The organism is Roseateles sp. DAIF2 (genome assembly GCF_015624425.1).
Classification (GTDB): Bacteria; Pseudomonadota; Gammaproteobacteria; order Burkholderiales; family Burkholderiaceae_C; genus Kinneretia.
Genome location: NZ_CP049919.1, coordinates 2,742,023 through 2,754,495 on the forward strand (window position 1 = coordinate 2,742,023; position 12,473 = coordinate 2,754,495).

General features: G+C 63.2%; 7 protein-coding genes. 4 read left to right on the forward strand and 3 right to left on the reverse strand.

All coding sequences use genetic code 11. From position 1 onward, the window contains the following. The first annotated feature begins 9 nt into the window (after nt 1-9). Nucleotides 10-2,802 carry an XrtA/PEP-CTERM system TPR-repeat protein PrsT gene (gene prsT, locus G8A07_RS12605; protein WP_195797317.1) on the forward strand — a complete coding sequence of 931 codons (2,793 nt, stop codon included), beginning with the start codon at nt 10-12 and terminating at the stop codon, nt 2,800-2,802. An 88-nt stretch (nt 2,803-2,890) separates the two neighbouring features. Then, on the forward strand, nt 2,891-4,186 hold the full coding sequence (locus tag G8A07_RS12610; protein ID WP_195797318.1) for a GNAT family N-acetyltransferase: 1,296 nt from the start codon (nt 2,891-2,893) through the stop codon (nt 4,184-4,186). Nucleotides 4,187-4,341: 155 nt separating this feature from the next. Here G8A07_RS12610 and G8A07_RS27725 read toward each other — a convergent pair whose 3' ends face one another. From G8A07_RS27725 to prsT (G8A07_RS12625), 3 genes are all read right to left on the reverse strand, one after another. After that, on the reverse strand, nt 4,342-5,355 hold the full coding sequence (locus G8A07_RS27725; protein WP_213086273.1) for a PEP-CTERM sorting domain-containing protein: 1,014 nt from the start codon (nt 5,353-5,355) through the stop codon (nt 4,342-4,344). A gap of 178 nt (nt 5,356-5,533) precedes the next feature. Then, a complete protein-coding gene (locus G8A07_RS12620; RefSeq protein WP_195797319.1) occupies nt 5,534-6,781 on the reverse strand; it encodes a glycosyltransferase in 1,248 nt (415 codons plus the stop codon). A gap of 73 nt (nt 6,782-6,854) precedes the next feature. Beyond that, nucleotides 6,855-9,626 carry an XrtA/PEP-CTERM system TPR-repeat protein PrsT gene (gene prsT / locus G8A07_RS12625; RefSeq protein ID WP_195797320.1) on the reverse strand — a complete coding sequence of 924 codons (2,772 nt, stop codon included), beginning with the start codon at nt 9,624-9,626 and terminating at the stop codon, nt 6,855-6,857. A gap of 218 nt (nt 9,627-9,844) precedes the next feature. Between prsT (G8A07_RS12625) and G8A07_RS12630 the strand changes: the two genes are divergently transcribed. Together G8A07_RS12630 and G8A07_RS12635 are read left to right on the forward strand one after the other, a co-directional pair. Next, on the forward strand, nt 9,845-11,479 hold the full coding sequence (locus tag G8A07_RS12630; RefSeq protein WP_195797321.1) for an FAD-binding oxidoreductase: 1,635 nt from the start codon (nt 9,845-9,847) through the stop codon (nt 11,477-11,479). A 283-nt stretch (nt 11,480-11,762) separates the two neighbouring features. Next, nucleotides 11,763-12,401: an XrtA/PEP-CTERM system exopolysaccharide export protein gene (locus G8A07_RS12635; protein ID WP_371816448.1), complete on the forward strand. Its 639-nt coding sequence runs from the start codon at nt 11,763-11,765 to the stop codon at nt 12,399-12,401. Nucleotides 12,402-12,473: the final 72 nt, after the last annotated feature.

Here is a 12,473-nt window from a genome sequence, read left to right on the forward strand (position 1 = left end):
AACGGAGCCATGCTGAACCACAAGAAGAAACAAGGGATGTCGAGGGGACTGGGGATCGGGTTGGGGCTGAGCCTGTCCCTGCTGCTGGCCGGCTGCGGCGGCGAATCGGCCGAGAGCCTGCTGGCCTCGGCCAAGACGCATATCGAGAAGCAGGACGGCAAGGCGGCCGTGATCCAGCTGAAGAATGCGCTGCAGAAGAATTCGTCGCTGGCCGAGGCGCGCTTCCTGCTGGGCCAGTTGCTGGTCGAGAGCGGTGACTTCGTCGGCGGTGGTGTCGAGTTGAGCAAGGCGGCGGAGCTGGGCTTCCCGCCGGATCGGGTGGCGCCTTGGGCGGCGCGCAGCCTGCTGGGCCAGCAGCTGTATTCCAAGCTCATCTCGCAGTATGCGAGCACCGTGCTGCGCTCGCCCAGCGGCATGGCGGATCTCCAGGTTTCGCTCGGCACGGCCTATGCTGCATTGGGCAAGAAGCAGGAGGCCGCTGCCGCGGCAGAAGCATCCTTGGAAGCCAAGGCCGCCTATCCGGAGGCGCTGCTGCTGAAGGCGCGACTGGCGATGGCCGATCGCAACGCGGAGACCGCGCTGGCGCTGATCGAGCAGGTGATCGCGGCTGAGCCCGCCAAGGCGGACGCCTGGCATCTGAAGGGCGATCTGCTGATCGTGCAGCCGGCCTCGCGCGATGCGGCGCAGGCGGCCTATCTGGAGGCCATCAAGCACAACAAGAACGACATCGCCGCGCGTGGTGCGGTCATCTCGGTGCTGCTGAGCAAGAAGGATCTGCCGGGTGCGCAGGCGCAGCTGGATGCGCTGAAGGCGCTGGCACCGAAACATCCGCAGACGGCCTTCTACGGCGCGGTGGTCGCGATGGAACAGGGCGAGCTGAAGGCCGCCCATGAACAGATCCAGGCCGCGCTGCGGCTGACGCCGGACAATGCGCGCGCGCTCTATGTGGCCGGTGGCATCGAGTACCGGCGCGGCAACCTGCCGCAGGCCGAGGCGCATCTGCAGAAGGCCTTGAAGCTGGCGTCGGGCCACCGCGGCGTGCGCCTGCTGCTGGCCCAGGTGCAGTTGCGCGGCGGCGACTTCAGCAAGGCCCAGAGCGTGCTGCAGCCGCTGGTGGAGGCGCAGCCGCCGGTGCCCGAGGCGCTGGCCCTGATGGCGGAGTCGCAGCTGCATCTGGGCGATATGAGCAAGGCCGAGGCTCTGTTCGCGCAGGCCAGCAAGCTGAACCCGCAGGATGCCAAGAGCCGCACCGCGCTGGCCCTGACCCAGGTGGTCAAGGGGCGTACCGACCAGGGGCTCGACGAGCTGCGGGCGATCGCGGCCAGCGATACCGGGGTCAGTGCCGACCTGGCCCTGATCAGCACCCATCTGCGCAAGAAGGAATATGAGTCGGCCTTGAAGGCGCTGGAGGGGCTGGAGCGCAAGCAGGCCGGCAAGCCGTCCAATGCCAATCTGCGCGGCCGGATCGAGCTGATGCGCGGTAACCGCGATGCGGCCCGCAAGGCGTTCGACGCGGCGCTGGCGATCGACCCGTCCTACTACCCGGCGGTGGCCGGCCTGGTCTCGATGGATCTGCAGGACAAGAAGGGCGCGGAAGCCGAGGCCCGTTTCGGCAAGCTGCTGCAGAAGGATGCCAACAACATGCAGGCGCAGCTGGGCCTGGTCGCCTTGAAAGCCCAGCTGGGGGCCAGCAAGGATGAACTGGCCGAGCTGCTGAAGAAGGCGGTGAAGAGCAATCCGTCCGAGGCGCCGCCGCGCCTCGCGCTGATCCGGCTGGAGCAGGCGCGCGGCCAGCACAAGCAGGCGCTCAACCATGCGCAGGAGGCGGTAGCGGCCCTGCCCGAGAACATCGAAGTGCTGGACGCTCTGGGGCAGGTGCAGCTGAACAGCGGGGACTTCAACCAGGCCTCGAGCACCTACAACCGGCTGGTGGCGTTGCAGCCGGATTCGCCGGTGCCGCATCTGCGCCTGGCCGATGTCTATATGCGCCGCGACGATCGTCCGGCCGCCACGCAGAGCGTCAAGAAGGCGCTGAGCATCCGGCCCGACTATCCGCTGGCGCAGCGCGCGATGTTCGGTCTGGAGCTGATGGCAGGCCGCTTCCCGGAAGCGCGCAGCATCGTCAAGACCATGCAGCGCCAACGGCCGAACGAGGCGCTGGCCTATGTGCTGGAGGGCGATCTGGAGCAGGCCCAGAAGAATCCGGGGGCCGCGGCCGCGGCCTATCGTGCGGCCCTGGCCAAGGGGCCGGCTCCGGAGGTGGCGGTCAAGCTGCATGCCTTGTTGGCGTCGACGGGCAAGGCCGGCGATGCCGCGGCGTTCGAGGCCGACTGGCGCAAGCAGCAGCCGAACGACGTCGCCTTCGTGCTGTATCTCGGTGATCGCGCACTGGCTCGCAACGATCATGCAGCGGCCGAGCAGCGCTACAAGGATGCGCTGCTCCTGCAACCCGAGAACGCGTTGGCGCTGAACAACCTGGCCTGGCTGAAGAATCGCAGCGGTAAGGCCGAAGCGCTCGAGCTGGCCGAGAAGGCCAACAAGCTGGCCCCGGGGCAGCCTCCCTTCATGGACACGCTGGCCGAGGTCTATGCGACCCAGGGCAATGTGGCCAAGGCGATCGACGTGCAGAAGGCCGCGGTGGCGCTGGATCCGGAGCGTCACCTGCACCGATTCCATTTGGCGAAGTACTATGCCTCGGCGGGCCGCAAGGCCGAGGCGCGCGAAGAACTGCGCCGGCTGGCGGCGCTGGGCGACAAGTTCAGTGCCCAGGCCGAAGTGAAGAAGCTGATGGACACGCTTTGAGCGCCATGGCGAGCCATGGCGCTTCGACGGTGGCCGGTGGCCGGGTGATCGGCCGCCGGCTCGAGAAGGTGTGGCAGGGAGACGAGCTATGACCCAGATCAGGCGTTCGAGCTTCAAGAAGCGCCTCCACCAAGGCATGCGCCGGCTGTTTGGCGTGATGCCACAAGGGCTGCGCTTCTCGGTCTATCGCTCGATGGTGGACTGCGATCCCGAGCCGGACAGCCGGCTCGAGCTCAAGATCGCAGAAACCCAGGAGGAGCTGGAGGATTGCTTCCGCATCCTGCACGATGCCTATGTGGCCAGCGGCTTCATGAAGCCCGACCCCTCGGGCATGCGTGTCACGATCTATCACGCGCTGCCGACCACCACGACCTTGTGTGCGAAGTACGACGGCCGGGTGGTCGGCACGATCTCGATGATCCGCGAGGGCGTGTTTGGCTTTCCCTTGCAGTCGGTGTTCGACCTGAGCCAGATCCGGGCGCAGGAAGGGAACATCGCCGAGATCTCGGCGCTGGCGGTGCATCCGGACTTCCGCAAGACGGGCGGGGCGATCCTGTTTCCGCTGATGAAGTTCATGTACGAGTACTGCACCGAGTACTTCGACACGCGGCATCTGGTGATCGCGGTGAACCCGGACAAGATCGAGCTCTATGAGTCCCTGCTGTTCTTCAAGCGCCTGCAGGAGCGGGTGGTCGACAGCTACGACTTTGCCAACGGTGCGCCGGCCGTGGGGGCCGCCCTGGATCTGAAGCAGGCGCCCGAGGTGTTCCGGCGAGCCTATGGCGGCAAGGCGGCACGCAAGAACCTCTACAAGTATTTTGTCGGCCTGCGCCTGCCCAACATCAAGCTGCCCAAGCGCCGCTACTTCACGACAAATGATCCGGTCATGACGCCGGCCCTGCTGGACCATTTCTTCAACCGGCGCAGCCCGGTCTTCACCGAACTGGACGACCGGCGCAAGTCGCTGCTGTGGTCGATCTACGAGGTCTATGAGTACCGCCGCGTCCTGCCGATGCTCAGCTCGGGCGTGGTCGAGTCCCATCCCTTGCGCCGCCACCAGCGGTTCTCGCTGCGCTGCCCCGCCGAAGTCCGATTCCCACAATCGGAGGGAGGGCGCAGCTTTGTGCTGCTGGTGATCGAAATCTCCCTGTCGGGCTTCCAGGCCATGTCCAAACTTCCCTTGCCCTTGTCCCAGCAAGGTACTGCGGTGGTCGAGCTGGGTGTCGGCGAGCGTTCGGAGGTCCGGATCACCGCGGTGCGCAAGCACACAGCCGCCGGCGAAGACTTCTATGGCTTTCGCCTGGAGGGCGAGCCGGACGGTAATTGGCGGCGCTGTGTGGCGGCGCTGGAGACTGGGATGATCTCAAGTGATCTAGCCGCCTAGGTTGCCGTTTTTCTGCAACTTGATGTTTGCCTGGTGCCCCTGGCTTGAGAGGGGAGCGGCGCGATGTTTGTTGCAGATGAGTTCAGGTGCAGTTTGAAACGACGAAAGAAAAAGGGCGCCCAACGGGCGCCCTTGGCTTGATGTTGAACTATCGATCAGGCAGCCTTGCGACGACGGCCAGCGAAGCCGAGAGCGCTCAGAGCCAAACCGGCCAGAGCCAAGGAGCCGGGCTCGGGAACGTTGTTGATGAACGAGCCTGCCGCGTCGGACTGGAAGTGGAAGTCGCAGCGCGGGCCAATGGCATTCGTCTCACTGCGGCCGCCCAGTTGCGCATTGCAGTTTGCACCATTGCGCTTGTTAACGCCGTCAAAACTGTAGTAAGGCGTTTCACCGACAACGGAATCGGACGGGTTGGCCTGACGGAACGGCGATGCCAAGTTCGACGTGTCGTTGTAGTTCAGCGTCATCAGCAAGGAGGCGATGTCACCCAGGAAGTATGCGGAATCCAGGAAGGTGATGTCGATGTCCAGCGTGATGCTGCCGTTGCCACGATGGGACTGAACGCCGTTCTGATTGTCGCCACCGAAGCTGTCCAGCAGAGTGGGCGGGAACAGCGTTGGGTTGAGACGGGTGTTGTCATTGAACACGCCACTCAGGCTACTCAGCCGACCTTCAAGGATCAACTGCCCATCGCCGTAGCCTGCGCCGGTGACATCGCTAGAGTTGCCAGCCGTGTCGGCATAGACGCGGAAATAGCTTTCACCGGGGGCCGCCCGGTTGGTCAGGCCGGTGGTGCCCAGGCCTGCAGTAAAGGTGTAGAAAGAAGCCTGGAATGTGAACTCCCGGCCAAACGTGGTCGAGCCGGACGTCCCGAGGGGGCCGGAGTTGGTACCGAACTCGGCCAAGCGACCTTGGGCCACGTTGCGGATGTATGCCTCACCAATCTGTTGGCCGGCTGCAGCGGGGGCGCCGACACCGGTGTAAGGCGGAGTGGACAAGGCACCGATAGCCAGCGCATTGTCGGGAGCCCAGTCCAGGGTTTGAACATTATGAACTTGTGAACTGGCGCCGCTGCCACCCAGCAAGTCCATCATCACCGCGTTAGCATGACCGGCGCTCAAGCCCAAGGCCACAGTGACTGCTGTGGACAGAAGCGTTCTTTTCAGCATGATTTCTCCTGATAGATGCCACCAATGAAGGGTGGTGACGCACTGCAATCAAGCAGTTCCCATGCCATGTTGGGTTTGTCTTTAAAAATCAATAAGTTATTTGCTATTTATGAGGGGGCGGGGCCATTGTTGGGGAAACCTGTAAGAAAAGTCGACAAGGCCACCCTCGTTTGAGTCCTCAGTTGAGCGTGCGTGATCGCGCGCCTGTTGACCAATCATGCAGCAAGCCCGGAATCATGGCCTCGAAGCGGGCGCCTGCAGGGCCGCTACGGTTCAAGGCTTCGCGGAGTTGCTTTGCACCTCGTGCAAAGCTTTCGTTGGAGAGGATCTGTCGTGCAGCGAGGTGGATTCTGTTCGAGCTGATCCGGTCTGCCCGTAGCAAGAGGCCAGCGCCGGCATCCGCGATCGCTGCCATATTGAGAAACTGGTCAATATTGATGGCAATTCCAAGAATCGGGACTCCCGCTGCTAGCGCTTGTTGACAGGATAGGCTGCCGGCGTTGCAGACCATCAATGCCGAACGAGAGGCGGCTTCGGTGCCGGGCAGGTAGTCAGTCACTCGCGCATTGCGTGGGATACGGGCGGGCATCGGACCCCCAGCTGTGGAGGCGATGATCTGCACGGGCAGGTCGGCCAGGGCATCGAGTGCTAGTTGTAGGAGGCTGGCTTGGCCTGAGCTACCTAATGTGAGGTAAATCAGTGGCGGATCTGGTCGGAGCTCATCCCACCAGGAGGGGACGGCATCGTGGGGGGACCAAAGAACAGGGCCAATGAAACTATGGCTGGATGGCAGATCGTGCATCGGAAACAACTGAGGCACATCTGGATAGAGGTTGTAGTCGGCATCCGTATAGGCGCGCTGTAGATCCCCACCAACGGGATGCAGGCCATTTTCGCGGCGTAGCCGGTTGATGCCGGCACAATGACGGCGCATTGCAAGGGGTTTTGCTGCAGTAAAAAGGGTCTGCGCTAAAGGTATTGGGAGCCAACGGGTCAGCGGCAGTACGGGGACGGGTAGGCGGAGGCCAGCGAAGTATGGGCTCCAGTAAGCGTTGGAGATCGCCGCGTAAGGTACGCCGGCAACTCTGGCGCTTACCGCGAGCGACAGCCGGAAGTCGCCGACGACCAGATCAGGCTGATAGTCCCGAATCACCGCCAGATCTTCCCTCATATAGCCGCTCAGCACCTCGTAATCGTGATGCGGCCTGCCGGTGGCTAGGGCCTGCAGGAATTGCTGGCTGCTGATGCTGTGGATCTCTATATTTCGCCAGTTGCCCGGGCTCAGGAAGCGGGCGTAACGTGGGTCACAGGCGATCGCACATTCGTATCTGGCCGGATCAAGGGCACTGGCGAGTGCGATGGGGCGAGCGACATGGGCCAATGTCACCGCCTCGGCAAAGAACAGAATGCGTTTGGTGCCCGCCATTAGGGTTCCTGTTGCTGGGCCAGAGCTGTGCGGCTGAGATGCCCAGCCAGCCGGAAGAGTAACAGCCGCAGCCCTAAAGCTGTTTCAGCAATTGCAGCACTTCCTGTTCATTGCTGAAGATATCGCCTAGTGACCGTAGCTTTTCGAGATGGGTTCTTGCTTGGGTCTTATCGCCGTTCTGGATGAGGATCTTGGCCAGGGTCAGTTGGAACAAAGGTGTGTCGGGGGCAAGTTCGTGGGCTTTGCGAGCCTTTTCCAGGGCCTTCGGCAGCTCTTTCTCGGCCGCCAGGGCGGTTGCCCAGGTGTCCAGAACGGCGGGGCTGTTGGGGGATAGGCTTGCTGCCTCTTCCGCCACCTTGGCGGCCCCCGGCTTGCCTTGGCGAAGCATGGCGTAGGCCAGATTGTTCAGGGCAAGCGAGTCCTTGCGATCCAGAGCCAAGGCTTCTCTGTATCGGGATTCGGCGCCCGCAAAGTCGCCGCCCAAGGCCGCGACGTCGCCCAGATAGGTGCGCATCTGTCTGTCCTTGGGGTGGTCGTTCAACCAGGTATGAACGAACTGGTCGGCTTCGGCACGTTTCTGTGCCCGCATCAACGAGGCGTGCAAACGGGTTGCAAGCAACTCCGGACCGTTGCGTTTCAGTCCTTCCCGATAGGCTGATGCTGCTGCATCCCAACGCTTCAAGTCGAACTGAATGTCTCCCTCATAGGAAAAGCCCAGCGGGTCCTTCGGATGGCGTCCCTGGTAGGCGCGCGCTTGCTCAAGAGCGGCGGGGAACTTCTTGGTCTGGCGCAGCAAAGCGATCAGATTCTTCTGTGCAATCAGCAAATCGGGACTGATCTCGACGGCCTTCTTTAGGGAGTGGATGGCGTTGTCCATCTGCTTGGCCACGATCTGTGCATCGGCCAAACGCACCAGCGGCCGGGCCTGCTTGGGTTGCAGCAGCGCGAGTTTATTGAACGTATTGATGGCCTGGTTGTAGTCCCCACCCTCCAGCTGCGCGCGTCCAAGGGCATCGAGTATTTCGGGGTGATTGGGGACCGCGGTATTGGCCGCCTGTGCCGTAGCCAACGCGGTCTTGATGTCCTGGCTTGCCAGTTGATGCGCGATCAGCAACAGCCTGGGGCCGGGCTCGGCCGGTGCTTGCTTGATGGCCTTCTCAAGCAATTGGCTGACTTGCTCTTTCGGTGCTCCGGTCTGGGCGCGCAACTCGGCGACCGCGAGAGTCGCACGCATATTGTCTGGATCGGCCGCGAGCAGGGTTTCGTACCGCTTTAGCGCTGCCTGGGGCTGGCGGGCCTGTAGATCGAGCGAGGCGAGGGCCGCGGCAGCGGGGAAGTACTTGGGGTCGCGGGCCAGTGCCGTCTCGAAGCTCTTGCGCGCTGCATTGGTGTCGTTGCGCAGCAGATGAATGCGTCCGCGCATTTCCTCCGGCAGAGGCTTGTCGGGGATTTTCTTTTCCAGTGCATCGATGGCGCGCAAGGCGGCATCGACCTGTCGACGCGCCATATGGGCGCTGACCAGGGCGATGTCGGCCGAGGTGTCGCGCTCGTCCGCGCTGGCGATGTTGCTCAGCTCGTCGATGGCCTGGGCGCTTTCTCCCTTGGCCAGGCGATTCAGTGCCAGTGCAGTGCGGACCTTGCTGTCCTTGGGATCGAGCCGGGCGGCCTGTTTGAAGAGGGCTTCGGAAGCCTTGGGGTCGCCATTTTGCAAATGGGCTTGCGCAGCCAGCGACAGCATGGCTGCGTCGGTAGAGCCTTCCTGCAGCCCGGGCTTCAGGGTGGTCAGGGCTTTCTGCGCTTGGCCGGTTCGCAACTGAACCTGGGCGAGCAGCCGTCGAGCATCCAGCAGATCTGGGGCCTGCTGCAGGCTCTTGCTCAAATAGGTTTCCGCCTGCAGCAGTGAGCCGTTCTGGGCCTCAATCGTGCCGGCCAGTTGCAATATCCGCCCGGTCTCGCCACCGCGGCTCATCAACTGCAGGAGGATTTCCTTGGCGGTTTTCAGATCACCCCCTTGATAGGCCTGTTGGGCTTGCAGGAAGCGCGTCTGAGGGTGAGTGGGGTGACTCTTCTTGAGCTGATCCAGCTGCTGCTGAGCGGCCTTCTGATCCTTGTTCAGTTGCGCGATCGAGTACAGCGCGGATCGAGCCAGCACATGGTCCTGCTGCAAGCTCAGTACATGCTGATAGGCCTGAGTGGCGCCAGCCACATCGCGCTGGCTGAACAGCTTGATGTCGGCTTGCAGCAGCCAAGCTTCAATGTTCTTGGGCTCGCGAGCCAGGACCTGGTCGATGATGACCAGCGATGCGGAGGGATCGGCCGCACTCTCTAGTCTGGCCTTGGCCAGCAGGGCCGGCGAGAACTGCGGGGAGTCCTTCAGCACGGTCTGCAGCAGCGTCTTGGCCTTGTCGAGGTCGCCGGCCCGGGAATGGGCGCGGGCCACCGAGGTGCGCAGATCCGCATTGGCAGCCACGGTGTCCAGCACCTGGGAAGAAAATTCCTCGATCAGGCGGGCCGGTGCGATGACCTCAAGGCTGGCACGCGCCAGCAGAGGCACCAGCTCCGTCGGCGAGTATTTGAGCTGCTGGGCCTTGCGCAGTTCGATGATGGCCGTGCCATAGTCGCCCTTGTCGAACAGGGCCTTGCCGAGCAGGAAGCGGGCCTCGGCCGAGTTCGGGTTCTGCTGCAGGGCATTCTTGAACTCGATCAGGGCGGCATTCAGATCACCCTTGCCGCTCAGCTGCTTGCCGGACACGATCAGGTCCTGCTCGCTCTTGCCCAGACAGCCGGCAAGGAGGGCTGCACTCAGCAGCAGGCTCAGGCGGGCTCGCCCGGAAAGTTCTTTCATCGATTCGCTCCGCTCAACAGAACTCGGACCATGGGGTCGGCTCGCGATACAAAACCAGGATGTGGGCAGGAGCGCAAGAATGCGTCTGCTCACCGGATTTCACCGAACGGTCGATTGTGCCCAGATGCCGAGCCTGTGACCGGGCTTATCGGTCGGGCGGCACCCCCACGAATGGTGGGGCTTCGGTTCTTGCTGCCGAGAGTGAAAACCCCGAGGCGTTGTTAGCATTCGGCCGGCTGTCCAGCGGTCGGCGGCGTGGGGAAGGTTTGGATAAGGCAACAACACTCAACATCACGGCGCGCCAGCAAGCGGTGAGGGCGGTGCACCGGCCGAAATCCGTCAGGGATGTGGTCGAGCTGGTGCGGCAGGCACACCAGGGGCGGCGCCGGCTCTACCCGGTTTCGACCGGGCTCAACTGGGGTTATGGCTCCGGTTCGCCGGTGATGCCGGATTGCGAGCTGGTCGACCTCAGTGAGATGGATCGGATCCGCAATGAGCCGGGCCGCGATGACGGCGAGCCGGGTGTGCGGCCTTACTCGGCAAACAACCCGGTCGCCCTGATTGAGCCCGGGGTGACCCAGGGACAACTCTATGACTCGCTGCAGCGCCATTGCCCGGCGCTGACTTTCAATGTGACGGGATCGGCGCGGGGGACCAGCCTGTTGGGCAACGCGCTCGACCGCGGGGTCGGCTACCTGGGGCCGCGGCGCGAGGACCTGTTTGCGCTGGAGGTCGTGACCGGCACCGGGCAGGTGCTGCGTACCGGCTTTCGGCGCCTCGGGGAAGGCTCGCCCCTGGCTCATACCCATCCCTACGGCCTCGGGCCGATGCTGGATGGTCTCTTCTTTCAGGGCAACTTTGGCATCGTGACCAGCGCCTGCTTCCGGTTGCTGCCGCAGCCACCCTGCCGGGTGGCGGTGTCGCTGGCCCTGCGCCGGCCGGAGGATCTGCCGCGGCTGATCGACGGGCTGGCGGCGCTGAAGCGCGAAGGCGTGATGAGTTCGGTGACCCATATCGGCAACCGGGTGCGCACCCAGGCCAGCATGATGAGTGGCATCTCGGGCTATCTGGCCGAGCATTGCGGGCTGGCCGGAGCGGAACTGGAGATGCAGGCACAGGCCGCGCTGCTGCGCGTGGCGCCCTATGAATGGGCCAGTCTGGGTGGAGTCTCGGGTACCAAGGGGCAGGTGCGCGCGGCGATTGCAGAGGTGCGCTCTCGTCTGGGTGGATTGGCGCGTATCACCCTGGTCGACGATGCCAAGCTGGCGCTGGGCTACGGTCTGCTGCACCGTCTGCGCTTCCTGCCGTTTGCGCGCGCCAATGCCGCGGCGATCGCGGCGATCCGGCCTCTGCATGGGTTGGCTTCCGGGGTGCCGACCGATGCGGCCATCGACAACCTGACCTGGCGTTTCGGCGCGGCCGGCTTGCCGGCAACCCAGCTGGATCAAACCAATTGCGGCCTGCTCTTCATCAATCCGGCGCTACCGATGGATGGTGCTTTTGCGGCGGCTACGGTTGAAGCGATGAAAACGGTAGCTCAGGGTTTTGGGCATGAGCTTTATGTGACGCTCAATATAGAGACCCCTAGTTCATTGGTAGCGGTGGCGAATCTGTTGTTTGACCGTAGCAAGCCGGATGCGGTGGCGCGAGCCCTGCGTTGTGCCGACGCCTTGTATGAATGCATCCGGAGGCGCGGCCTGGAGGTCTATCGCGCGCGGGCGGACATGATGGAACAGGTCGTGCGTTCCGGCGATCCATTCTGGGAAACCCTAAGGTCTCTGAAGTCGGTGCTGGATCCCCATGACGTGATCGCGCCCGGTCGCTACAACTTGCCATTGTTTTCTACGCCCTAGGTGCACCTAATCAAGGGATACCCGCAGGTGGTTCAATGCGGTGCAATGGGGAATGGGTGATGTCGGAGCCGGATTTCTCCATTTCGACATTGGAATCGTGTGAAAGTCCGCATGGGCGCAAATACAAACCATTAGATCTGCCTGTGGATTCGCCGATACGCTATGGCATCATCGGTCGGCATCAGCTCAGCATATGTCTTGTGATTTGGGGTGTGACACAAGCGGCGGCGATGGCCCGCATGCATCCATCAATGTTGTTTGTCGAATCAACAGAGGACGAGCTTTGAATACCAGAATTGCCTTCATTCCCCGTGGCCTGCGTCTGGCCGCTCTGTGCGTGGTGGCCGCCGTGCTGGCCGGATGTGCCGGGTTCGGTGGCAACAAGTTTCCCGCGGCGCCGGTGTCCGCCTCGACCGAGGACTACAGCTATATCGTGGGCCCGGGCGACAGCCTGAACATCATCGTCTGGCGCAACCCCGAGCTGTCGACCGTGGTGCCGGTGCGGCCGGACGGCAAGATCTCCACGCCGCTGGTCGACGAGATCGTGGCCCAGGGCAAGAATTCGGTCGAGATCGCGCGCGACATCGAAAAGCAGTTGAGCAAGTATGTGCGCGACCCGGTGGTCACGGTGATCGTCACCGCCTTCGTTGGCCCCTACAGCGAGCAGATCCGCGTTGTCGGCGAAGCGGCGAAGCCCCAGTTCCTGCCCTATAAGCAGAAGATGACCCTGCTGGACGTCATGATCGCCGTCGGCGGCTTGACCGACTTTGCCGCCGGCAACCAGGCAACCATCCTGCGCACCGGCGACGGCAACAAGCAGTACTCGGTGCGCCTGTCCGATCTGCTCAAGCGCGGCGATGTTGCGGCCAATGTCGAGATGCGGCCCGGCGATATCCTGATCATTCCGCAGAGCTTCTTCTGAGGAGGCACGGTTCCGACCCGCACCCCTGGAGCTATCTCCGGGGGCTCTTGATGTTCAGCCGGCGCGTCGTGT